Source organism: Flavobacterium sp. S87F.05.LMB.W.Kidney.N (genome assembly GCF_004366435.1).
In the GTDB taxonomy this organism is placed as follows: domain Bacteria; phylum Bacteroidota; class Bacteroidia; order Flavobacteriales; family Flavobacteriaceae; genus Flavobacterium.
This window is the reverse complement of record NZ_SODX01000001.1, coordinates 667,149-692,498: the sequence shown is the minus strand read 5'-3', so window position 1 is coordinate 692,498 and position 25,350 is coordinate 667,149. Positions and strand designations below refer to the sequence as shown.

General features: G+C 32.1%; 23 protein-coding genes. 16 read left to right on the top strand and 7 right to left on the bottom strand.

The window, feature by feature from the left end; translation table 11 throughout:
* Positions 1 to 15: 15 nt before the first annotated feature.
* From EDB96_RS03090 to rodA, 5 genes are all read left to right on the top strand, one after another.
* A complete protein-coding gene (locus EDB96_RS03090) occupies positions 16 to 1,044 on the top strand; it encodes a rod shape-determining protein (RefSeq protein WP_008466528.1) in 1,029 nt (342 codons plus the stop codon).
* 111 nt (positions 1,045 to 1,155) lie between these two features.
* Positions 1,156 to 1,986, top strand: a complete 831-nt coding sequence (gene mreC / locus EDB96_RS03085) for a rod shape-determining protein MreC (protein WP_057117610.1) — start codon at positions 1,156 to 1,158, stop codon at positions 1,984 to 1,986.
* Positions 1,979 to 2,485 carry a rod shape-determining protein MreD gene (locus tag EDB96_RS03080; protein ID WP_134139180.1) on the top strand — a complete coding sequence of 169 codons (507 nt, stop codon included), beginning with the start codon at positions 1,979 to 1,981 and terminating at the stop codon, positions 2,483 to 2,485. The genes mreC and EDB96_RS03080 overlap by 8 nt, the downstream gene beginning before the upstream one ends.
* Positions 2,482 to 4,455 carry a penicillin-binding protein 2 gene (gene mrdA, locus EDB96_RS03075; protein ID WP_134139178.1) on the top strand — a complete coding sequence of 658 codons (1,974 nt, stop codon included), beginning with the start codon at positions 2,482 to 2,484 and terminating at the stop codon, positions 4,453 to 4,455. The genes EDB96_RS03080 and mrdA overlap by 4 nt, the downstream gene beginning before the upstream one ends.
* Before the next feature lie 15 nt (positions 4,456 to 4,470).
* On the top strand, positions 4,471 to 5,706 hold the full coding sequence (gene rodA, locus EDB96_RS03070; protein WP_057117613.1) for a rod shape-determining protein RodA: 1,236 nt from the start codon (positions 4,471 to 4,473) through the stop codon (positions 5,704 to 5,706).
* Between the two features lie 292 nt (positions 5,707 to 5,998).
* Here the strand turns inward: rodA and EDB96_RS03065 are convergent, their stop codons facing one another.
* From EDB96_RS03065 to xrtF, 6 genes are all read right to left on the bottom strand, one after another.
* Positions 5,999 to 6,679: a DedA family protein gene (locus tag EDB96_RS03065; protein ID WP_057117614.1), complete on the bottom strand. Its 681-nt coding sequence runs from the start codon at positions 6,677 to 6,679 to the stop codon at positions 5,999 to 6,001.
* Between the two features lie 133 nt (positions 6,680 to 6,812).
* Entirely contained in the window at positions 6,813 to 7,154 is a 342-nt protein-coding gene (locus EDB96_RS03060; RefSeq protein WP_057117615.1) for a heavy-metal-associated domain-containing protein, read from the bottom strand.
* 59 nt (positions 7,155 to 7,213) lie between these two features.
* A complete protein-coding gene (locus EDB96_RS03055) occupies positions 7,214 to 9,220 on the bottom strand; it encodes a TonB-dependent receptor plug domain-containing protein (RefSeq protein WP_134139177.1) in 2,007 nt (668 codons plus the stop codon).
* 114 nt (positions 9,221 to 9,334) lie between these two features.
* Positions 9,335 to 9,733, bottom strand: a complete 399-nt coding sequence (locus tag EDB96_RS03050) for an HYC_CC_PP family protein (RefSeq protein ID WP_134139175.1) — start codon at positions 9,731 to 9,733, stop codon at positions 9,335 to 9,337.
* A gap of 47 nt (positions 9,734 to 9,780) precedes the next feature.
* Positions 9,781 to 10,227, bottom strand: coding sequence for an exosortase F system-associated membrane protein (locus tag EDB96_RS03045; protein ID WP_134139174.1), 447 nt, complete (start codon positions 10,225 to 10,227; stop codon positions 9,781 to 9,783).
* A complete protein-coding gene (gene xrtF, locus EDB96_RS03040; RefSeq protein WP_134139172.1) occupies positions 10,217 to 10,753 on the bottom strand; it encodes an exosortase family protein XrtF in 537 nt (178 codons plus the stop codon). The genes EDB96_RS03045 and xrtF overlap by 11 nt, the downstream gene beginning before the upstream one ends.
* A gap of 71 nt (positions 10,754 to 10,824) precedes the next feature.
* Between xrtF and EDB96_RS03035 the strand changes: the two genes are divergently transcribed.
* From EDB96_RS03035 to rpe, 11 genes are all read left to right on the top strand, one after another.
* Positions 10,825 to 11,280 carry a GAF domain-containing protein gene (locus tag EDB96_RS03035; protein WP_057117619.1) on the top strand — a complete coding sequence of 152 codons (456 nt, stop codon included), beginning with the start codon at positions 10,825 to 10,827 and terminating at the stop codon, positions 11,278 to 11,280.
* Between the two features lie 33 nt (positions 11,281 to 11,313).
* Positions 11,314 to 12,009 carry a hypothetical protein gene (locus EDB96_RS03030; protein ID WP_134139171.1) on the top strand — a complete coding sequence of 232 codons (696 nt, stop codon included), beginning with the start codon at positions 11,314 to 11,316 and terminating at the stop codon, positions 12,007 to 12,009.
* A 24-nt stretch (positions 12,010 to 12,033) separates the two neighbouring features.
* Positions 12,034 to 12,975: an energy transducer TonB gene (locus EDB96_RS03025; RefSeq protein ID WP_134139170.1), complete on the top strand. Its 942-nt coding sequence runs from the start codon at positions 12,034 to 12,036 to the stop codon at positions 12,973 to 12,975.
* 155 nt (positions 12,976 to 13,130) lie between these two features.
* Positions 13,131 to 13,397, top strand: a complete 267-nt coding sequence (rpsO, locus tag EDB96_RS03020; protein ID WP_057117622.1) for a 30S ribosomal protein S15 — start codon at positions 13,131 to 13,133, stop codon at positions 13,395 to 13,397.
* A gap of 176 nt (positions 13,398 to 13,573) precedes the next feature.
* Positions 13,574 to 15,718 carry a polyribonucleotide nucleotidyltransferase gene (locus EDB96_RS03015; RefSeq protein WP_134139168.1) on the top strand — a complete coding sequence of 715 codons (2,145 nt, stop codon included), beginning with the start codon at positions 13,574 to 13,576 and terminating at the stop codon, positions 15,716 to 15,718.
* Positions 15,719 to 15,899: 181 nt separating this feature from the next.
* On the top strand, positions 15,900 to 16,643 hold the full coding sequence (locus EDB96_RS03010) for a hypothetical protein (RefSeq protein ID WP_134139167.1): 744 nt from the start codon (positions 15,900 to 15,902) through the stop codon (positions 16,641 to 16,643).
* Positions 16,644 to 19,430, top strand: a complete 2,787-nt coding sequence (locus EDB96_RS03005; RefSeq protein WP_134139165.1) for a TonB-dependent receptor domain-containing protein — start codon at positions 16,644 to 16,646, stop codon at positions 19,428 to 19,430. It abuts the gene before it with no gap.
* Positions 19,431 to 19,434: 4 nt separating this feature from the next.
* Entirely contained in the window at positions 19,435 to 20,661 is a 1,227-nt protein-coding gene (locus tag EDB96_RS03000; RefSeq protein ID WP_134139164.1) for a DUF4249 domain-containing protein, read from the top strand.
* A 13-nt stretch (positions 20,662 to 20,674) separates the two neighbouring features.
* Positions 20,675 to 22,465, top strand: a complete 1,791-nt coding sequence (locus EDB96_RS02995; protein ID WP_134139162.1) for a hypothetical protein — start codon at positions 20,675 to 20,677, stop codon at positions 22,463 to 22,465.
* 190 nt (positions 22,466 to 22,655) lie between these two features.
* Positions 22,656 to 23,519: an RNA polymerase sigma factor RpoD/SigA gene (locus EDB96_RS02990; RefSeq protein WP_007804760.1), complete on the top strand. Its 864-nt coding sequence runs from the start codon at positions 22,656 to 22,658 to the stop codon at positions 23,517 to 23,519.
* Between the two features lie 388 nt (positions 23,520 to 23,907).
* Positions 23,908 to 24,570, top strand: coding sequence for a ribulose-phosphate 3-epimerase (gene rpe / locus EDB96_RS02985; protein WP_134139160.1), 663 nt, complete (start codon positions 23,908 to 23,910; stop codon positions 24,568 to 24,570).
* Here rpe and EDB96_RS02980 read toward each other — a convergent pair.
* Positions 24,547 to 25,332 carry a DNA/RNA non-specific endonuclease gene (locus EDB96_RS02980; protein WP_134139159.1) on the bottom strand — a complete coding sequence of 262 codons (786 nt, stop codon included), beginning with the start codon at positions 25,330 to 25,332 and terminating at the stop codon, positions 24,547 to 24,549. The genes rpe and EDB96_RS02980 overlap by 24 nt on opposite strands.
* Between the last annotated feature and the right edge of the window lie 18 nt (positions 25,333 to 25,350).

Below are 25,350 nucleotides of genomic sequence, written 5' to 3'. Positions count from 1 at the left end.
ACCCCTAAAAAACTTATGGGATTTTTTGATTTCATGACTGAGGATATTGCAATAGACCTTGGTACCGCAAACACTTTAATCATTCATAATGATAAAGTTGTTATTGACAGCCCCTCTATCGTAGCACGTGATAGAGTATCAGGCAAAATCATCGCTGTTGGTAAAGAAGCCAACATGATGCAAGGTAAAACGCATGAAAACATCAAGACCATAAGGCCTTTAAAAGATGGTGTAATTGCAGATTTTGACGCGTCAGAAAAAATGATCAATATGTTCATTAAAAGTATTCCTGCGTTAAAAAAGCGAATGTTTACACCAGCGTTAAGAATGGTAGTTTGTATTCCTTCTGGAATTACTGAGGTTGAAATGCGTGCAGTAAAAGAATCTTGTGAGCGTGTAAATGGAAAAGAAGTTTACTTGATTCACGAACCAATGGCCGCTGCAATCGGTATTGGAATTGACATCATGCAGCCAAAAGGAAACATGATTGTTGATATTGGAGGTGGTACAACAGAAATCGCTGTAATTGCCTTAGGTGGTATTGTATGTGATAAATCTGTAAAAATTGCAGGTGACGTTTTCACAAATGATATTGTTTATTATATGCGTACACAACATAACCTTTTTGTTGGAGAAAGTACTGCTGAAAAAATAAAAATTCAAATTGGAGCTGCAATCGAAGATTTAGATGGTCCTCCAGAAGACATGTCTGTTCAAGGTAGAGATTTACTTACTGGTAAACCTAAACAAGTAGATGTTTCTTACCGTGAAATTGCAAAAGCTTTAGACAAATCCATTCAACGTATCGAGGATGCAGTAATGGAAACATTATCTCAAACTCCTCCTGAGTTAGCTGCCGATATTTATAATACTGGTATCTATTTAGCGGGTGGTGGATCTATGTTGAGAGGTCTTGACAAACGTATTTCTCAAAAAACAGATTTACCTGTTTACATTGCAGAAGATCCTTTAAGAGCTGTTGTTCGCGGTACAGGAATGGCACTTAAAAATATTGCAAAATTTAAAAGTATCTTAATCAAATAAGATTCAAAATAACAATCAATTTACTTTTATGAGGGTCAAATTTTTAATATTTGATCCTTATAAAATCTGAAACCATAAAGCATATCCTGAAACAAAATAACCAAACAAGAAATGCAGCAAATTTTTAATTTCATTATAAGAAACAGTAATCGATTGCTGTTTTTGCTGCTTTTAGGTATTTCGTTAGGACTCACAATTCAATCTCATTCTTATCACAGAAGCAAGGTAATCAGTTCTGCTAATTTTTTAAGCGGCGGTGTTTATGAAAAAATAAATCGTGTAAATGAATATTTGAATTTAAGAGCTGAAAACGACGAACTTGTACTTGAGAACGCAAGATTAAAAAGTCTTTTATTCAACAAGGAAGACACTACAAAATTACCTTTACCTGACAGTATCAAAGGCGTAAAACCTGCTGACATAATCGTATCAAAAGTAATTCACAACTCTTATAATACACATGAAAATTACATCACCTTAAATGCTGGAAGCAATGAAGGGATTAAACAAGATATGGGTGTTATTAACAGCTTAGGAATTATTGGAGTCGTTGATAATACTTCGCCAAGATATTCTACTGTTGTGAGTATTTTAAACATGAAATCGCAGATTAATGCTAAAATCAAAAAATCAAATCATTTTGGTTCATTAACTTGGGATGGAAAAAGTACAGGATTTGTGCAATTAGAAGATGTTCCTAGACTAGCTTCTATTAGAAAAGGCGATACTATTGTAACTGGAGGTCAATCTGTGATTTTCCCAGAAGGAATCAATATTGGTACGGTAGATAAAATATACATCAAAAAGAATACAAGTTATTATGTCATAAATGTTAAGCTATTTAATGATATGACAAATCTTGGACACGTTTATATTATCAAGAGTAAGGACAGAGAAGAACTTATTAATTTAGAAAACAAAAGCAAAGAAAAAGATGAATAGCGCTTTGTTGGTAAATATTTTTCGATTTATTATGCTGCTGGCAATTCAGATTGTTATATTCAACAATATGAATTTCTTAGGATACATAAGTCCTTTTCCGTATATCTTGTACATTATTTTATATCCTGTAAACAGCAATAAAGCCGGTTTAATTCTTTCTAGTTTTTTACTAGGATTAACAATGGATATGTTTTGTAATTCTGGCGGAATACATGCAACTGCTTGTGTTATTCTAGCCTACTACAGGCCTTATATTTTTAAGTTTTCTTTCGGACTTAGTTATGAATATCAAACTATAAAACTAAATGAATCTCTAACTCCAGAGCGTTTTTCATTTATATTGGTATCGGTTTTAATACACCATATTGTATTATTTGTTCTCGAGGCATTTCAGTTTAAATTTATCTGGGACATTTTACTCCGAACCTTATTCAGCTCTATCTTTACTATAATCACCTCAATAATAATAATTTATCTTATTAAGCCCAATAAACGATGAGAAAAGTTCTGCTGCCCACTATAATTATTATTGCAGCATCTTTGCTAGTGATTAGGATATTTTATCTGCAGATTATTGATGATTCATTTAAATTGAAATCAGAAAATAATGCGATAAAAAAAGTTTATGATTACCCTGAGCGAGGTTACATTTATGATCGAAATGGAAAACTCCTTGTGGCTAATCAGGCTTCATATGATATCATGGTTATTCCTCGAGAAGTAAAAAAAGATCTTAATATTGCTGAATTTTGTTCACTTCTAAATATTACTCAAGAAGAATACAATAAGCGTATTGCAAAAGCAAAAGTATACAGCCCGAGACTTCCTTCTGTTTTTCTTTCGCAGTTAAATAAAAATGAATTTGCTGCTTTTCAGGAAAAAATCAGAAAATATGATGGTTTTTATTTCCAGAAAAGATCACTTCGTGATTATGAGGTAGATTATGGAGCCAATATTTTTGGTTTTATTACTCAGGTAAATGAAAAACAAATTGAGAAAAATCCATACTATAACAGTGGAGATTTAATTGGAAAACAGGGGGTAGAGCAAAGTTATGAGGAAATTTTGCGCGGAATAAAAGGTGTAAAATACATTCAGAAAGACAAATATAACCGAGAAATTGGTCCTTACAAAGAGGGAAAATACGACACAATTGCTGTAGCTGGAGAAGACATCAATATAACTATTGATGCCGAACTTCAAAAGTACGGCGAAGAATTGATGATCAATAAAAGAGGAGGGATAGTAGCTCTTGAACCTAAAACAGGAGAAATCTTAGCATTAGTTACTGCGCCTTCTTACGATCCTGGTATCATGGTAGGACGCCAAAGATCTAAGAATTATACGCTTTTGTATCGTGACTCTATAGCGAAACCTTTATACGACAGAGGACTTTTAGCAGAATATCCGCCAGGTTCTCCATTTAAAATTCTTACTGGATTAGTTGCTCTTCAAGAAGGTGTAATTAATGAGCAAACCACTTTTATGTGTCATCACGGATTTAGTTATGGTGGAGGCCGTTTCATGAAATGTCACGGTTTTGGACCTCATCAACTGCATAATGGAATTTACAATTCTTGTAATACTTATTTTGGCCAGGCATACATGTTAACAATTAACAAGTATTCTGATCCTGGCAAGGCTGTAGATGTTTGGAGTGATCACGTAAGAAGTTTTGGTTTAGGACAATTTATGGGTTATGATTTACCAACTGGCAAAAAAGGAAATATTCCGACCTCTAAAACATATAAACGAATTTACCCTAACGGAGGATGGAGAAGTTCCACCATTGTATCAAATGCAATTGGTCAGGGTGAAGTTTTGATGACTCCGATTCAATTAGCCAATATGATGGCAACTGTTGCAAATCAGGGTTATTATTATACTCCTCATATCATTAAAAAGATTGAAGGAGAAAAAATTGACGAAAAGTTTACCACAAAGCATGTTACAACTATTGATCAGAAATATTTTCCACCAGTTATCAGCGGATTATTTGATGTTTACAATAAAGGTACCGCATATGCTCTTAGAGTAGAAGGAATCGATATTTGTGGAAAAACAGGAACAGCTGAAAACTATGCTAAAATAAACGGTAAAAGAGAAAAACTAAAAGATCACTCGATATTTGTTGCTTTTGCACCAAAAGATAATCCGAAAATTGCAATTGCAGTTATGATTGAAAACGGAGGTTTTGGAGCAACTGTAGCTGGACCTATTGCGAGTTTAATGATAGAAAAATATCTTAGAAAAAAAATCACGAGAACTGATTTGGAAGTAAGAGTACTAAACAAAAGCTTACTTTCTGAATATGCGAAATTGGGCGGATTAGGAGAGGCTCTTAAAATAGAATCTGTACCAAAAGATTCTGTTTTACAAGCCAAAATTGTAAAACCAAAAGCACCAGTCACAACAGCACCAACAACTGAAGTTAAGAAAACAGCAGTAGACACTACTAAGAAAAACTAAGAAAGATTATTTCAAATGAAAAATCAAAGTGTAAAAAATAATATCGATTGGATAAGTGTCTTTATCTACATTGCGCTGGTAACTTTAGGTTGGCTGAATATTTATTCGTCTTCATTATTGTCAACTGACGGAACTTATCAAAAACAGCTTATTTTTATCTGCTGTACTATTCCTTTGATATTTATAGTTCTTTTTGTTGATGGTAAGTTTTATGAAAAATATGCCAGTATTATCTTTGGAGTTTCTCTATTATCTCTTGCGGGCCTATTTCTTTTCGGAAAAACGATTGCAGGTCAGCGATGCTGGTATGCCATAGGAAGTTTTACTTTACAGCCTTCAGAATTTGCAAAAGCCGCAACTTCATTGGCGCTGGCTAAATATCTGAGTGACACTCAAATTAATTTAAAAGAAACCAACAGACAGATTCAGGCATTAGCTATTATGTTATTACCTGTAATACTTATTTTACCACAGCCAGATCCTGGAAGTGCTTTAATTTACAGTGTTTTTATCCTTGTTTTATATAGAGAAGGCCTACCTTCTTGGTATGTCTGGACCGCTTTTATTACTATTGTTCTCTTTGTTCTTACATTAGTATTAGAACCTTATGTAGTTGTCATAATTGCGTTTGTTGTATTAGCTATTATCCATTTCAAAGGCAGGGCTGTTGACCGCAATATAATTTTGAGCGCTATATTGTTAGCCTTAATCTCTGGTTTTGTCTTTTCTGTTGATTATGTTTTTGATAATGTTTTTAAACAACACCATAGAGACCGTTTCAATATTTTATTAGGTAAAAGCGTCGATATGAAAGGTATTGGATATAATACCAATCAGTCTGAAATTGCAATTGGATCTGGGGGATGGATTGGAAAAGGTTTCTTGGAAGGAACACAAACCAAAGGCGGATTTGTACCCGAACAACATACCGATTATATCTTTACAACAGTTGGTGAAGAATGGGGATTTGCAGGCTCTTTAACCGTAATTGCACTTTTCGTTGGATTATTGCTTAGAGTAATTTATTTAGCTGAAAGACAAAAAACAAAATTCAGCCGAGTCTACGGATATTGTGTCGCAGGTATTCTCTTTATACACTTTTTTGTAAATATTGCGATGGTAATTGGAATATTCCCTACAATTGGGGTTCCTCTGCCTTTCTTTTCATACGGAGGTTCTGGACTCTGGGGTTTTACCATTTTGTTGTTTATTTTTCTTAAAATGGACGCTAACAAAGTAAATGAATGGTAGGTTTTAAAATTGTTAATTGTTAATTGTTAATTGTTAATTGTTAATTGTTAATTGTTAATTGTTAACTACAAATTTTAAAACTTCTTAAGAAACACTAACATTTACAGAAACTCTTACAAGTTAGTTCTAATAATCAAAAGTGTTTGTTATTTTCTTATATCCGGTTGAAACCGCACTATAGTAAATACTAGAGAGAATTCATTTATATAAATAGAAATTATTTCTAAATTAAATATGAAAATAAAAAAGTCCGAAGTTTTGAAGCTTCGGACTTTTTTATTTTTATTTCTTATTATATCTTTTCTGCTGGTCTCTTTTTCAAAAGCTTCATTAACACTGGGAATGTTGATATGATTACAATAATTATAATAATATATTCTATATGTTTTTTCAAATCTATTCCTTGTTTTAAAAAGATGCCGTACAAATAATGTCCTGCAAAAATTAATATGAAAGACCAAAGGAAAGAACTCAAAATATTATAAAACATAAACTTCTTTTTATCCATCGAAACAATTCCTGCAACTATTGGCGCAAACGTTCTAAAAATAGGAAGAAATCTAGCGTAGATAATGGCTTTTCCTCCATACTTTTCGAAGAAATCTTTTGATTGAAGCAGATATTTTTTCTTAAACCAGAATGAATCTTCTTTTTTAAATAAATAATAACCACTTTTGGCTCCAAACCAATAACCTGTCATATTTCCTAAAACTCCCATTATTCCCACTAAAGTCGCAAGTAGTAGTACGTTTAAAAAATCGTTAGGAATAAACATAACATTTTCAATCAAGTCACGGCTATAAATACCTGCTAAAAAAAGCAAACTATCTCCAGGCAGAAAAAAACCTGCAAAAAGCCCTGTTTCAGCAAACACTATAAACAGCACAATAAACAACCCAATCTGAAAACCTCCGACACTTAAAGTAATATAAAATTCAGGGTTAATTAACTGGGTCCAATCAAAATTATTCATAAAACGAAGTTGGTTATCTTTATAAGTGTGTGAAAGTAACAATAATTTACTGTAACCGCAATAAAATGCGGTATTTTAAACATAAATTAACTATTAAAAAAAGCCCAAACTAACGCTTGGGCTTTAAAAATAATTATTCTCTTACGTACTTGCAGCAAGTGTGTAAATTGTCATAATCTGCTGTTTCAGCTTTAACCTCCTTAGTATCGTGACCTGCTTTTGCGACTGCCTTATTTAAATCTAAAGGAGAAGATTTTTCTTCGTTTAAAATAACTGAAAGCTGATGTGAACTTATGTCCCAGCTAGCAGTTTTTACTCCAGGAACACCATAAGCAGCTTTTTCTATTCTTTTCTTACATTGTTCACAGTTTCCGTTTACTTCTGTGGTGTATTTTAAATTTTTATTCTTTTTAGTTTGTGCCTGCGCAGAAAACCCTAAAAAAGATATCATTACTATTAAAACTAATTTATTCATTTTGTTTACTATTTATTAACGTTATATTGATTTTTGAAATTGTTATTACGATTAAAATTTTATTTAATCTTAAATCTTAAACCCGCGTAATACATTTGCCCAAAAATTGGAGCATATGCTACAGAGGCATCAAAATTTGGTCCAAAAGGATTCTCTGCACCTAGAATTGCTTTTTCTTGTCTATAGTTTCCAATATTTTCTCCTCCAATGTATACTTCAAAAACAGAAGAAAAAACACGAGTTACTTGGGCATTCATTACAGCATATGAAGGCGAAAAATCTGGAAATTGATCTGCCTCAGGATTGGAAGCCGTATAAGGCAATTGCTGCTTTCCAGACCAATTATAGGTAAAATCAAACCTCCATTGTTTGTCTTCATCCATTGTTGTTTCATACTCTAAATTTCCTAAGAAGCGATGTTTTGCCTGTAACGGACGCTGAAATGTTCCCCTTAAATAATCGGTTTGGATGTCATAATATTTATAGGCTGTTCTTAAATTTAAATTATGAATGAGCTCATAATTAAATTCCACTTGCAAACTATTGGCAAATGAGCTTCCTTTCAAATCATAAAACAACACTTGCTGCGGACTTTGCATTAAATCTACGACAGCTTGATTTTGAAAATCGGTTCTATAGATGTCAAAACCGGCATCGGCATTTTTATTGAAAAGACGGAATTTCTGTGAAAAACTCACACCATAATTCCATGCAATTTCAGGGTTTAGTCCATATACTTTTCCGCTTGAATCCAAGATCGAAAAATTTCTTGAGCTGGCAAAAAGCTGCTGGTTTTCGGCAAAAATATTCGCTGTACGTTTTCCTCTGCCTGCAGAAAAACGAATAACACCATTTTTCCAAGGATTATATCGCATGTGTAATCTAGGAGTAACAAAAAATCCTAATCGATTATGATTATCTACTCTTCCTCCTAAAATCAAACTAAAATTATCTGTATTGTCATAAGTATATTCGAAGAATGCTCCAACCGAGTTATCAATGCGGCTGTAATCGGTAACATTTACAAATTCCTGATATTGATCGTACGTAAAATTCAAACCAGTCGTAAACTTGTGCATTGTATTGTTTATGATGGAATTGAAAATCAAATTAGAATAAAAACTATTCTGTTTGATATCGTATTGATTTAATCCAAAATAAGAATCTTGTTTGTGACTGTTGAATGCATTTTGAAAACCAATACTTTGATAAGGCATATCTTTAAAAACATAACCTATTTTTGTTGATACATCAAAGCGTTCTGTATTGATCTCAGATCCCCAAAAAATTGTGGTTCCACGATCACGATCTTTATCAAAATCAACTTCTCCTGTTTGTTTTTTATCATTCATATACCTGAAATTGATAAAACTAACTAAACCACTTTCTGGATTATAATATTGATAACGGTTTAAAACATTGATTTGTTTTCCTAACGGATTGTCTAAAAATCCGTCATTGTTCATGTCGTTTTTGGCTACACGAGTGTTTCCGTGAACAAACAAACTTGTTGCCCATTTATCAGAAAGTTTTTTGTTGAAATGGGTATTTACTTCAAAACGAGAATCGGTTGAACCATAAGCATTCAGGAAAAAAGGAATATCGCTTAAAGGTTTTAAAAGCTCAGTATTAATTTGACCGGAAATACTTTCGTAGCCATTTATAACACTCCCCGCTCCTTTGGTAATTTGAACGCTTTCTATCCAGGTTCCAGGTGTAAATGATAAACCGTATGCTTGTGAAGCTCCCCTAACAGAAGGTATATTTTCTTCGGTAATCATTAAATAAGGACTTGTTAAACCGAGCATTTTAATTTGCTTGGTTCCTGTTAAGGCATCCGAAAAATTGACATCTATGGATGGATTTGTTTCGAAACTTTCGGCCAGATTACAACAAGCGGCTTTAAGCAGCTCTTTACTTGTAATTAAAGATGTATTGGCTGTTACTGTGAAGGATTTTTTTATTCCTTTTTGCTTTTTATTAATTTTTACTTCCTCTAAGTCTTCTTGCGAAAAAGCAGCAACAGAAAGCAAAAACGCCAAAAAAAGCATTATATTTTTTTGCATAAAAAATGATTTTAATGTTGAAAAGAATTACATGTTTGATGTTTGCTCAAAACAAAAACCAAAATGTAAATGCAAAGTCTTAATCAAGACCTGCAGTGCATCTTAACATTAAAATCAGGAATAGAAAATATACTGATGATATAATTTGAATAAGGGGGGCGCATTCGCATCTGAATAATACGAAAGGACTTCTTTCTTTTTAAAATTTGGAAGTGCTAAAAAGGCTAAAGGCTTATAGTCTTGAATAACAGCCGGAAATGCAAATTGGAAAAAGAAAAATTTGAAAGTTGCATTGTCTGATTTTTTTTCAAAGTGAACCAGTTTATCCTTGCAGCAAGAATTCTTTTTCTCTTTTGAACCACAGCATTTTTTTTCTACAACAGGCTGTACTGTTGTGTTTAATGAAACGGAAGCAATTTTCCCTCCGCAATAATGTACATCAAAAGCAAACCCAATATTGGAAACCAATAAAAGGAACGCCAAAAATAGACCTGTACACTTTTTCAAATTCATACTGCAAAGCTATTCAAAAAACAATCGATAAAAAACAAAAAGAAATGTTATTTTTTTGAATTCTGAAGCTGATAATAGAATCCTGGAATAAACAATAACACTAAAATAGGCTGGATTATGAATCTTCTTACATAGAAAAGAAGCCAGCTTGCATCTGGAAAATATTCTAGAATTACATAAAACATTCCCAATAGTACGACTAGAAACAAGGTATATATTAATAAACTAAATTTTAAAATATCACGATCTTTAAATAATGCGTAAATCAAGATCAAAGACAAAACTGCATTTAATAGATATCGAAAAAAAAGTCCTAAAAAGAGCTTTGGAGTTTCAACTTGAGGATAAGGCTGACTATGAAAGTCATTTTTAAAATAGTTCAAAAACGGATCGTAAAACAATTTTGTTTCAAATGCTCTTATTAATGCAAAGCATACTACAATAACTATTGCTATGAAGATTTTAAACTTATTTTCTTTTAAATTATTTAGCATATTTTGAAAATCTATTAATCCAAAAAATCCATAAAATAAAAACATATCCGTAAATAATTAACGGAAACAAAACTCCATGAAGAAATGCGTTTTGTTTTGGGAAATAGAATAACAGCACCGTTAAAAGAGCAATTCTAATTACGTTCAAAATATAAATAGAGATAAGTCCTAAGATTATAAATAAGAATGTTTTTTTAAACTTTCCAGAAAAAGCTGCGACAAATGAAACAAAAAGAATCATTACACTTACCGCGTTGCAGCCTTCGGTTATACGAGCTAAATAAGCACCATTCATAATAATCTCCTGCCAAGGATTTTGAGAGCTTTTTTGAATTATTACATCATAATTAAAAAGCTTTAACAACAACTCTGCATTTTTACCTGTAACTATAGTAATACCATCTAAATCGTCTGCTTCATAACTATTTAAATAAAATTTATAAAGCAAAGTCAAGACAATATAGGTCAAGAAAAAGATGCTTACAAAAATCAAGAAAGGCTTAAACTGAACTAAATATTTTTTCAAGAGATTTTTTTTTTCAAATTTATGTATTTTTTGAGTTCAGCTTTAAATACTTTTGTATAAAATTTTACATCATGACATTTCAAGAATTAGAACCACAAATAACCGCCATTGTTACTGGCAATGAAGCAAATAGAGACGAGAAATTATTAGCAATCTGCAAGCTTTTAAATGAAAATATAGAATATTACAACTGGGTTGGTTTTTATTTTGCCAATCACGAAGCGAAAACTTTGCATCTAGGTCCGTATGTTGGAGCAGAAACAGACCATACTGTTATACCTTTTGGAAAAGGAATTTGCGGACAAGTAGCAGAAAGTAATGCTAATTTTGTAGTGCCAGACGTTAAAGCACAGGATAATTATATTGCATGCAGTTTTACAGTGAAATCTGAAATAGTAGTTCCGTTATTTGTGAATGGAGTAAATATTGGTCAAATTGATATTGACAGTCATGTTATTGATCCGTTTACAGAGGCTGACGAAAGATTTTTAGAATTTGTTAATCAGGAAGTTGCTAAACTATTCTAGAAGGACTATTTTTAGTATAAAAAATAGAACTGAATGAAAAGAAACATATTCCTTTTTTTGCTTCTGATAATTTCAGTTAGTCTGTCTGCACAAATTAGCATGGTCTCAAAAAAAATCTTTTTAGACTCGTTAAATCAGGAATGCACACCCGACAATTACAGCTATACGAGAGTAATTACCAATTATTCGCAAAAAAGCATGCGATATGTCGTAACTGATTTCTATAAAAATGGACGAAAGAAGATGACTGGCGCTACTTTAGACCGTGATATTCTAAAAAAAGACGGAGAGTTTATTTACTATTACAAAAACGGAGCCAAGGAAGCTGTTGTTAATTATACTGACGACCACAAAAATGGCAAGGAAATTAATTGGTACGAAAACCAAAGTAAAAAATCTGAGAAACAAAATATTTGGGATCCAAAAACAAAGAAATCTCAAACCTTAATTCTTAATTGCTGGGATGAAGATAAAAGCCAAACCGTGACTGACGGAAATGGAGAATATGAGGAAACAGATAAGTTTATATCACAAAAAGGAACGATTAAAGATGGACTGAAACAGGGTTCTTGGCAAGGAAACGACCTATTGCACAAAACGACTTTTGTCGACAATTATGATAGGGGGATTTTAACTTCGGGAATAAGTGTGGATGAAAACAATGTGAAAACCACCTATTCATCATTAACTGAAAAACAGAATACAAAAAACGTTAAGAAATTAAAATAAGAAATATATACTAGCCAACATTCAATGAAAAAAACTCTTCATTTACTTTTTTTAATATTTCCAATCTGGATTTTTTCGCAAAACACATCAGATAAAATCATTTATTATGATTCTATTGGAAAAGATGTTTCAAAAGAAAATCACAGTTCTTACAGAATTATAAAAGACTATCATACAGAAAAAGATTTATATCAAATTAAAGATTATTATAAATCTGGTGTATTAAAAATGGAAGGGAATTCTAAGACAAAAGAGGGAAATTCTAGAGAAGGCGAGTTTGTTTACTACTATGAAAGCGGGAAGAAAAAAAGAATAGAAAACTATATCAAATCGAGGTTAAACGGAAATTTTTCTGAATGGTATGAAAATGGAAATCCTAAATTAAAAGGTGAATATATTGAATCTGAAAGAGGATTTAATTCAGATTTAAAGATTCATGACTTTTGGAATTCCAACAATGAGCAAACGGTAAAAACAGGCAACGGTTTCTATGAGGAAAATGGAGAAAAATTTTCTTTAAGAGGAAATGTAAAAAATGGACTTAGAGATGGTGAATGGCAAGGCTATAATGAAATTACAAAATATCGATATACCGATATTTATAATAACGGAAATTTTGTCTCTGGAAAAAGCATAAGTTCTGATGGCTTAGAAAGACAATATAATACTCTAGAATCAAGGCCATTGCCTCAAAAAGGAATTAATGACTTTTATAAATTCATCGGATCTAACTTTGTAAAAACAAAAGACGCCGTAATAAACAAAGTATCTGGAAAGGTTATCGTTCAATTTGTAATTGAAAAAGACGGTAAAATTGTCGAACCAAAGATTCTAAAGTCATTAGGATATGGTCTTGATGAAGAAGCCATTAGAGTAATTACAAGCTATGAAAACTGGCTTCCCGCAAAACAAAGAGGAATACCTGTCAGAGTACTATATACAATACCAATAACAGTATCTAATTAATAAAATAAAAAGTTTTAAATCGTTAAAAATAAATTTCTTAGCTCTTATTTTTAGATTCTTGTATTTTTTTTTGATTTTTCTGTTTTTTTAATCTAATTTTGCACCGTCTTACAAAAGATGTATGACATACATAAAAATCATTAAATAATATTGGAATGTATTTAACTAAAGAAAAGAAAGAAGAGATTTTCGCACAACACGGTGGTGCAACAAACACTGGAAGCGCAGAAGGTCAAATTGCATTGTTCACTTACAGAATTGCTCACTTAACTGAACACTTGAAAAAAAATCGTCACGATTACAACACTGAGCGTTCTCTTGTACTATTAGTAGGTAAAAGAAGAGCTTTGTTGGATTACTTGAAAAAGAAAGAGATCAACAGATATCGTGAGATTATCAAAGTATTGAATATCAGAAAATAATCAATATATAAAAGAGGTGCGAAAGTGCCTCTTTTTGTTTTTACAATTACAACTGCTTACAAGCATATTACAAGAAAAAAAGTTTGGTTTTTCATTGGGTTTTAGATAACAACAACTACACACAACAACACTACAACACAACTAAAACCCATTGTATAATCAAAAGGAAAAAATTTATGATTCCACAATTATTTGTAGAAAAAATCGATTTAGGTGATGGCAGAAGCATCACAATCGAGACAGGACGTTTAGCTAAACAAGCTGATGGTTCTGTAGTAGTAAGAATGGGCGACACAATGATTCTTGCAACAGCAGTTTCAGCTCGCACTTCTAACCCAGGCGTTGACTTTTTACCATTAACGGTAGATTACCGCGAAAAATTTGCTGCAGCAGGTCGTTTCCCAGGAGGTTTCTTCAAAAGAGAAGCACGTCCAAGCGACAGCGAAGTATTAACAATGAGATTAGTTGACCGTGTTTTACGTCCACTTTTCCCAGACGACTACCACGCTGAAACACAAGTTATGATTCAATTAATGTCTCATGACGAAGAAGTTATGCCAGATGCATTAGCTGGTTTAGCAGCATCTGCAGCATTAGCAGTTTCAGATATTCCTTTTTATAACTTAATTTCTGAAGTACGTGTTGCACGTATTGACGGGAAATTCGTTATCAACCCTAGTAGAGAAGAATTAGAAAAATCTGACATCGATATGATGATTGGAGCTTCTATGGACTCTGTTGCAATGGTTGAAGGTGAGATGAAAGAAATCTCAGAAGCAGAAATGGTAGAAGCTATCAAATTTGCTCACGAGGCTATTAAAGTTCAAATTGTTGCTCAACAAAAATTAAGAGCTGCAGTTGGTTCTCCAGAATACAGAACTTACGAAGGTGAAATCGAAGACGAAGCTGTTTACGCAAAAGTAAAAGCTGCTGCTTACGATAAATGCTATACAATTGCACAAGAAGCTTCTGGAAAAAGTGAAAGAGGTGAGAAATTTGCAGCTGTAAAAGAAGAGGCTAAAGCTTTGTTTACAGAAGAAGAATATGCTGAAAATCCAGATTTAGCTGGTTTAGTAGGGAAATATTTCTACAAAACAAACAAAGAAGCTGTTCGTAATGTTATCCTTGAAAAAGGAATTCGTTTAGACGGAAGAAAAACTACAGAAATCAGACCAATCTGGTGTGAAACTGATTATTTACCAAGAGTTCACGGATCTTCTTTATTTACACGTGGAGAAACTCAAGCTTTGGCAACTGTAACTTTAGGAACTTCTAGAGAAGCAAACCAAATCGATTCTCCATCTGAACAAGGTGAAGAGAAATTCTACTTACACTATAACTTCCCTCCTTTCTCTACTGGTGAAGCAAAACCATTAAGAGGAACTTCAAGAAGAGAAGTTGGTCACGGTAATTTAGCTCAAAGAGCATTAAAAAACATGATTCCTGCAGATTGTCCTTATACAATTCGTATTGTTTCTGAAGTTTTAGAATCTAATGGTTCTTCTTCTATGGCAACAGTTTGTGCTGGAACAATGGCTCTTATGGATGCTGGAGTTCAAATGGTAAAACCAGTTTCTGGAATTGCTATGGGATTGATTACTGATGGTGAGAAATTTGCTGTTTTGTCTGATATTTTAGGTGATGAAGATCACTTAGGAGATATGGACTTTAAAGTAACTGGAACTGCTGATGGTATTACAGCTTGTCAAATGGACATCAAAATTGATGGATTACGTTATGACATTATGGAACAAGCTCTTAACCAAGCTCGTGACGGACGTATGCACATTTTAGGTAAATTAACTGAAACTATTGCAACTCCAAGAGCTGACGTTAAAGCACATGCGCCAAAAATCATCACAAGAACTATTCCTGGAAACTTTATTGGAGCATTAATTGGACCTGGTGGAAAAGTAATTCAAGAATTACAAAAAGCTACTGGAACAACTATCGTTATTAATGAGGTTGATGAGCAAGGTGTTATCGAAATCTTAGGTACAGATCCTGCTGGTATTGAAACCGTATTAGCAAAAATTGCTTCTATTACTTTCAAACCACAATTAGGAGAAGCTTACGAAGTAAAAGTTATCAAAATGCTTGACTTTGGAGCTGTAGTAGAATATACTGCTGCACCAGGAAACGAAGTATTACTTCACGTATCTGAACTTGCTTGGGAACGCACTGAAAACGTTGCTGACGTAGTTAAAATGGGAGATGTTTTCCAAGTAAAATACTTAGGAGTTGATCCAAAAACTAAAAAAGAAAAAGTGTCTAAAAAAGCACTTGTTCCTAGACCTCCACGCGAGGACAAAAAAGAGTAATCAGATCTTAGTTTACTAAAGGTTTATTCATAGAAAACCCCAATTCATTAACTGAATTGGGGTTTTTCGATTTAATAATATAATGTTTTTATTACATTTTAACACTTTTGCGTGATTTTTATAACATTTTTTTTAATACTTTTGAAGCCAATCATCCAAAAAACAATAAACCACATTTCCTTTGAAAAATTATCAAAAAAAAGCTATTTATCTTTTGATATTTGGCACCTTCTTAAACATATCGTATTTACATTCACAATCTGTTGAAAAATCATCATTATACGATTATTTCGATGAGGCAGTCGGAAAAGACAACTTAAATATTAATAACGGAATTGTTCATAGCGAGCCCTTTCGTCCATTAGCTGGAAAAAATAGATATTATACAGAAGAGTTTAATCTGGGCGATATTAGTTATGAAGGTCAGATTTACTCAAATGTTAACTTAAAATATGATATTCTGCTGGATCAAGTTATTTACAAGCAGAATGGTTCTTCAGAAAATTTACCTATAAATTTGATCACGCAAAAGGTTGATTATTTCTTTATTAAAAATAAAAAATTTGTCAACTTAAAAGAAGAATCAGTTAAATTCCCTTCACTTATAAAAGGCATCTACGAAGAAACATATGTTGGCGATAATGTTTCTCTTTATACCAAACATTTCAAAGAAAAGGTAAAGTCGCTTCAGGCCGATGTTGTTTACTACAATTACATTTATAAAATCAACTATTTTATTAAATACAAAAACTATTTCTATAAGGTAGAATCCGAAAAAGATTTTAAGAAAATCTTCCCAGATTATAAAAAGGAAATAAATGGTATTTACAAAACAGACAAGAAATTAGAAGAGTCCAATAAAAATCAATTTATGGAAAATCTAACGAAACAAATCAATGGTCTTTTAAAAAAAAGTTCTAATTAAATGAAAAAAATTACTCTTATATTATTTTTAATAGCCTTTCAACAAATAATTTATTCTCAAGTAATTAGTGACAAAATAACAGTTGAATTTAAGAATGCCAATATAAAAACTGCTATACAAGATATCGAGAAAGTATCATATTACAAATTCTATTTTGATGAAAAATGGTTTGAAAACGATAGTGTTTCAATAACAAAGCAATATAAAGAAGTTCGAGTTGGTGAAGTTCTAGAAGATGTTTTTCAGAATACAAGCTTTAACTTTTATATTTCTGAAAATAAAATTATCGTAACCAATAACAGCATCATTTATAGTCAATTACCTGACGATTATTTTGGAATTCCTCTTGAAAGAGATGAAAATGGTCAGATGACGACCCCAATATTTTATCAGCAATATGATTCTATAAAGAAAACAAATTCAAGAAACCCTAACAAAAACGTTAGAGACCTTATTCTGATTGGTAAAGAGGTAAAAAATCAGAAAAAGAAAGCAACTTACACTATTACTGGATTTGTAAAAGGCGGAAAAAACAATTCTGGTCTTGCAAACGTTATGGTAAAAGTTCCCAATTCGGAATTTTCTGCTACTACTGATAAAAAAGGATATTACAGCCTTCAAGTCCCAGGAGGTTTAAATGTTCTTGAAACCGATAGTTTTTCATATAACAAAGTCACTAAAAATATAATGGTTTATAATGACGGATCTTTAAACTTTTCGTTGACAGACAATGTAAACCAATTGGATGAAGTCCTTATTAAAACAAATAAAAGCAAAGCCGCAAAATCTGCCATTACAGGTGTAACAACAATTGATTCTGAAGGAATTAAAAACGTACCTTTGGTTCTTGGTGAACGCGATATTTTGAAAGTTGCTTTAACAATGCCTGGAATAAAAACGGCTGGAGAAGGATCTTCTGGTTTTAATGTCAGAGGTGGTAAAGAAGATCAGAATTTATTCTTACTGGATCATGCAACTCTTTATAATCCCTCACATTTCTTTGGCTTTTTTACAGCGCTAAATCCATACACAACCAAAAAAGTAGATATTTATAAAGGAAGCATTCCTGCTGAATTTGGAGGAAGATTATCATCTGTTTTTGACATTACTTCAAAAAGCGGTAATGTAGACAAATTTCAGGGAGAAGGCGGCATTGGTCCCGTAACCAGCAATTTAATGATTTCTACACCTATTGTAAAAGGAAAATCAAGTTTAGTTGCCGGAGGAAGAGCTACCTATTCTGATTGGATTTTAAAAAGCTTAGATGACGAGAAGTTAAAAAACAGCCAGGCATCATTCTATGATTTCATCTTAAAATACAATCATAAAATAAATGCTAACAACGATATCGAATCTACACTTTATTACAGCCATGATAAATTTAGCGTATCTTCAGATTCATTATACAAATACAGCAACAGATTAGCTACATTAAAATGGAATCATACTTTTAACGAGAAAAATAAAGGTTCATTAATCGTAACTAATAGTGAATACAAATTCAACATTGATTATCAATCTGAAGGAGTAGATAATTTTGATTTTGGGTATAAAATTGATGAAACTCAAGCAATGTTAAAAATGACTTATTTATACAATCAAAAACATAAGTTCAGCTATGGTCTTTCAACAAAATTGTACTCTGTTGACCCGGGATATTTAAATCCAACAAATCCGCAGTCGACTTTAATTCCAATTGATGTTGAAACAGAACGAGGTTTAGAATCTGCAGCATATATTGGTGACAACTTTAAAATAAGTGATAAGTTTTTGCTTGATTTTGGTTTACGTTACTCGACTTTTGCTGCCTTAGGAAAATCTACTCAAAGAATTTACGAACCGAATGCACCTATTAACAATGCTACAGTAATTGAAACCAAAACATACGGCAACAATGAGGTAATTAAAAGATACGGCGGACTTGAGCCTAGAATTGCTGCTAGATATTTCTTGACGGATGACTTTTCTGTGAGAGCAAGTTATGATAAAACATATCAATACATTCATTTACTCTCTAATAACACAACTCAGTCTCCAACCGATATTTGGAAACTATCTGACTTGAATGTTAAGCCCGAAAGTGCACAGCAAGTTTCTTTAGGTTTATATAAAAATTTAAAAGATGGTGATGTTGAACTTAGCTTAGAAGGATATTACAAAAAATCTAAAAACATCTTAGATTATAAAGTTGGTGCCGAATTGTTACTTAATGAAAACATTGAAACTGAACTTTTACAAGGAGAAGGGAAAGCTTATGGCATAGAAGTTTTAGTAAAGAAACAAGTAGGCAAATTAAACGGATGGCTTGGATATACTTATTCGAGATCTTTAATAAAACTAGACAGTCAGTTTCAGTCAGAAAAAGTAAATAACGGAAAATATTTTGCTTCTAATTTTGATAAACCGCATGACTTTAGCGCTGTTTTAAACTACAGAATTACAAAACGTTATAGTTTTTCTAGTAACTTTATCTATCAAACGGGAAGACCAATTACATATCCTATTGGAAGATATGATTATGGTAATGAACAATACACTGTATATAGTGATCGTAATAAATTTAGAATTCCAGATTATTTCAGACTTGACATTGGTTTGAACATCGAAGGAAATCACAAAATCAAAAAGTTAGCACATAGCTTTTGGAATATATCTGTTTATAATGTATTGGGACGCAATAATCCTTATTCAGTATTCTTTGTTACAAAAGAAGGACAAATTAAAGCTTATAAAACATCTATTTTCTCTATTCCAATTCCAAGTATTACATACAATTTCAAGTTCTAAAATCATGAAAAATTTCATATATAAAATCTCTCTTTTCGTAATTTTGGCGGTTGCTGCCAGCAGTTGTACTGAACAATATGTTTTTCAGAATAATGATTTTGAAAGTGCTCTTGTCGTAGAAGGAACTATTACTAATGAACTAAAAAATCAAACTATAAGACTTTCTCAAGTATATGAGCTTGAAGAAACTGGTCCAAAACTAGAAAAAGGTGCCAATGTTTCTGTTTCTGACGATCAAGGAAATGAGTATCAATTTGAAGAAAAAGATACATTATATGCATCTATTACTCCTTTTAAAGCAGAGCCAGGAAGAAAATATCAATTGAAAATTAGAACAAGTGCTGGAAAAAATTATACTTCTGACGAACAAGTTTTAACAACTGAAACCAAAATTGATAATTTAACTGCAACTGTCGAGAATGTTAAAGGAGAAAGAGGTGTACAAATTAATGTAAACAGCTATGACCCTAGTAATACTTCAAAATATTACAGGTATGAATATGTAGAAACGTACAAAATTGAATCTCCTTTATGGAGTCCGTTTCAAACATCGATAGTAAATGTTCCCGCAGTACCTGCAAATCCAAATGAAGATTTTCCAGGTTCGCCTGCAAGAGAAGATATTCTTGTAAGCCTTCGAACAAAAGAGACTAGAACTTGCTTCTCAACAAAAAAGTCAGATGATATAATTTTAAACAACACAAATAGTCTTAGTGAAGATAGAGTTAATTTTCCAGTACGCTTTATTAGTAATCAAAACTATATAATCACTCATCGTTATAGTATTTTTGTAAAACAATATGTTCAAAATTTAGCGGCTTATACCTATTATAAAACTTTAAGAGATCTATCCAGCTCAGGAAGTGTTCTTTCACCAAAGCAACCTGGTTTTTTCTATGGAAATATAAAATCTGTAGAGAATCCAACAGAAAAAGTGATTGGATTTTTTGAAGTATCTTCAGTTTCATCAGAAAGAATTTTCTTTAATTACGCAGATTTATTTCCTAAAGAACCTCTTCCTCCTTACTATGAAAGTGATTGTAATGTGAGAGAATTTGTAGATTGTTTAGGAGACCCTCCTTGCAACGGAACTCAATTACGCTCTGCGATTTCAAGCCGTTATTTAGTTTATTTATCTTCTAGCGGTTTATCATATTCTATGGTTAAAGCAGCATGTGGTGACTGTACTACATTTTCTTCTAATATCGTTCCTCCATTTTGGATAGATTAATCTTATAAAATTCATGAAACACCTTTCTATACATAATAAAACTAATATTCTTGACAGAATTAAACAATTGACACTTTTGATCTCTTTGTTAATTCAAGGCACATTTGTATTTGCTCAGAATTCGCAAAACAAAAATGCCGTACCTAGTATCTCAGATCAGGAAACTATTTTTCTGCACTCAAACACTACAACATTTTTGACTGGAGAAACACTTTTCTTCAAATTATACTGTTTGAATCCGCTGAATAATAAAACGAGCCCAATAAGTAAAATTGCTTATGTTGAACTTATTGACAGCGAGAAAAAGTCACTTCAAAAAAATAAAATATATCTGGACAACGGGATCGGAAATGGTGAATATTTCATCCCTACAACCTTAAAAACTGGAAATTATAAAGTTATCGCTTACACCAAATGGATGTTGAATAATGTAAATTCTCAGAAACATGAAATAGATATTTTCATCATAAATCCTTTTCAAACTCAAGAACCAAATGATAATATCACATTTGATATTCCTGATCCAACGAAAAAAACTACTGCAATTCAGAACATAAATTCTAATTCAGGAAATGACAAAAGAATTGATTTTGAGTTTGATAAAGAAAGTTATTACACAAGAGATAAAGTCAATTTAAAATTAAAAACTTTAACTGAAGCAACTGAAAAAGGGAACTATTCTGTTTCAATTCGAAAAATAGACCAAATTCCGACCATAAAACAACTTACAGCTTCAGAATTTGCTAAAAAATCAGCCGAAAGCTACGTTAATACGCCAAACACTTTTAATTATATTCCAGAAATTAGGTCTGAGCTAATTACTGGAAGCATTACATCAAATACAAATCGCGATGTAAGCAACAAATCGATTGCTTTATCTCTACCTGGAAAAGAATATGTATTAAAAATTGTTAGAACAAATGCTCAAGGAAAATTTGCTTTCTTATTAGATCAATTTCCGAATTTCCCAAATGCAATATTGCAGGTATTGGATGATAAACAAAATGATTTCGTAATCAATTTAGATGCATTTCCAAAGTTTGATACTTCTTCTTTGCAATTCACATCTAAGCTTAATTTGTCTCCAGACCTGAAAAAAGATATCGAAGAAAGATCTACTGCAAGCCAAATTCAAAATGCTTATTATCAAATTAAAAAAGACAGCTTAGTTACAGAAGCCGTTATGAATCCTTTCTTTAGTACAGTTGAAAAAACATATGTATTAGATGATTATACTAGATTTCCAACTTTAAAAGAAAATATAGTTGAAGTTATTATAGAACTTTATTACAGAAGAAATAATGGCAAATACCAGCTTCACGTTAGAAATTTACAAAAAGATTTAGAAATTTATGGTCCGCCATTGGTTCTTGTTGATGGATTATTGATTCAAGATCCAAGCGATCTTTTTGATTACAATATGGCCAATGTAAACAAAGTAAGCTTAATAACAGAACCTTACGTTTATGGTCCAAATTTGTATGGTGGTTTGGTTAGTTTTGAAACCAAAGACAACGAATTCTCTGTTAACTACGCAAAGAAATATCTAAAGACAATGGAAATTCAGCGTCCAAATCCTGAAAAAATTTATAATAATCCCGATTATTCGGCTGGACATAAATTACAAAGAATTCCAGATTATAGATATCAATTGTTATGGAAACCAAATATTAAATTAGAAACCAAAGAAGATAATTTATCATTTTATACTTCTGATATAAAAGGAGATTTTGAAGTCGTTTTAGAAGGCTTTACCGAGAGTGGTCAGCCTATATATGTTTCAAAAAGCATTACAGTAAAATAATTTTATTTATGATAAAAAAAACCTTGACAAACTTACTCTGCCAAGGTTTTTTTTATATTTTTATTTAAAACAACATCCTGATTTTAAATGCTAAACAATAAATTTTAAAAAAAAATATAAATATTGTAACTTTTTTGTATCTCATTACGTATAACCATTTGTACACTTTAAAAAATAGGGAGACAACAACATGAGACAACTTAAAATCACCAAGCAGGTAACTAATCGTGAAACTGCGTCGTTAGATAAATATCTACAAGAAATTGGAAAAGTTGACCTAATTACCGCTGATGAAGAGGTAGAATTAGCACAAAGAATAAAGGCTGGTGATCAAAGAGCTTTAGAAAAACTTACAAAAGCCAACTTACGTTTCGTAGTATCTGTGGCTAAACAATATCAAAATCAAGGATTAACTCTTCCAGATTTAATTAATGAAGGAAACTTAGGTCTAATTAAAGCGGCTCAACGTTTTGATGAAACTCGTGGTTTTAAATTCATTTCTTATGCCGTATGGTGGATTCGTCAATCGATTCTTCAAGCTTTGGCTGAACAATCTCGTATTGTACGTTTGCCATTAAACAAAATTGGTTCTATCAATAAAATCAACAAAATGTACGCTTTATTAGAGCAATCTAACGAGCGTCCGCCTTCTGCTGAAGAAATTGCAAAAGAACTTGATATGACTGTAAACGACGTAAAAGAGTCAATGAAAAACTCTGGACGTCACTTATCAATGGATGCACCTCTTGTTGAAGGAGAAGATTCTAACCTTTATGACGTATTACGTTCTGGTGAATCTCCAAATCCAGATAGAGAATTAATTCACGAATCTCTTCGTACTGAAATCGAACGTTCATTAGAGACATTAACTCCAAGAGAAGCTGATGTTGTTCGTTTATATTTTGGACTTGGCGACCAGCACCCAATGACTTTAGAAGAAATTGGAGAAACTTTCGACTTAACTCGTGAGCGTGTTCGTCAAATTAAAGAAAAAGCAATCCGCAGATTGAAACACACTTCAAGAAGTAAAATCCTTAAAACTTATTTAGGATAAAACAATATTAAATTTCAATATTTTTAAATCCCAAATTACAATTGGCTTGGAATTTGGTTATTTTAAATTGGAATTTTACCACAAACAACAGTTTGATTGACTGTTCGTTTTTTGATTGATGATTGAAACTCCGGCTGATTACCGGAGTTTTTTATTCCTTTTTTTTAACGCAAAGTGCGCGAAGAATTTACGCAAAGTACACAAAGTTTTTATACATATTTGCGATAGATTGCAAAGTCCGCTAAGCTTTGCAAACTTTGAACTGTTAGTAAATTACTTTATAATTCTTCGCGGACTTTGCGTAAATTCTTCGCGCACTCTGCGGTTAAATTACCACGCACAGCATAAAAATTTTATCTTTGTAAAAAAAACAACACACTACAACAAAATGAAAAATACATTTATTGCTCCTTCAGTTCTTGCGGCAGATTTTGCTAATTTACAGCGTGATATTGAAATGATTAACAACAGTCAAGCTGATTGGTTTCATATTGATATTATGGATGGAGTTTTTGTTCCGAATATTTCTTTCGGAATGCCAGTTTTAGAAGCTATTTCAAAACATGCGAAAAAATATATCGATGTGCATTTAATGATTATCGATCCTGATCGATACATTAAAACTTTTGCAGACTTAGGCGCTAACGGATTAACAGTACACTACGAAGCCTGCACACACTTGCACAGAACGCTTCAGGCGATTAAAGCAGAAGGAATGAAGGCGGGAGTAGCAATGAATCCTCATACTAATATTGATCTCTTAGAAGACGTTATTAACGATATTGACGTAGTTTGTATTATGAGTGTGAATCCTGGTTTTGGAGGACAATCATTTATAGAGAACACTTATGACAAAGTCAAAAAGTTAAAAGCATTAATTACACGTAAAAATGCGTCAACTCTTATTGAAATTGACGGCGGCGTTACCAACAAAAATGCAAAACAATTAGTAGAAGCCGGAGCCGGTGTATTGGTCGCTGGAAGTTTTGTTTTTAAAGCTGAAAATCAAATTGAAACAATTGCCGAGTTAAAAGTCCTTACTACTTTTTAAGTTTTTTAAATTTGGGAAGAAATTAATTCCAGTCATTTTTTCTAATGTCTCGATTGGAACCATAAAATCATAGATAGATTTATCACTTTCTTCGTTTGGAACTAGAAAAGCAATCGCTTTATGCTCTTTTCCAGATTTGGCTAAGATAATTTTATAAAAATATTTAGGAACAGCAACTTTTTCTGTTCCTATTTTTTTGTCTGAATCTTTTGGAATTCCGCCCGTTACTACATAAATATCATTGTATTTTCCTGCCCAATAACGTGTCTTCTGCTCTAGCCTATTCCAAATTCCAGCATTAAATTCTTTTTTCTGAGGAGAAATATTCGAAGTATAAAAAGTATCATTATAAGCATCCTTATTAAATTCCATATCTCCCGCGGGACAAAGATGCCCTTTATCATAACCTGATTTTTTATAATTTCTCCAGTCTGCAGAGCCAGTAGTTACTTTTGGATCTTCTATAAAATAAGGCCTTTTATAATCGTGGTTTTTTAAGTATTCTTTCTTTAGTTCGTACGCCACCCATTCTGCCTGTTCAAACTTTTCATTGTACGAAAGCGTATAATATTGATGTTTTACAATTTGTTTTGTTGTAGATGTTGGCAGATAAGCAAACGTATATAAAGAATCTGCACTATTTGAGTTTCCTGAAAAAGAAACTATTTCATTATCATTCTTGCTTTCATTAACCTCTATATTGTTTTTTTTACAAGACAATAAAGCAAAACTCATCAAAACTAAAGCTATACAACTTTTCATAAAATATTTTTTTTAAGG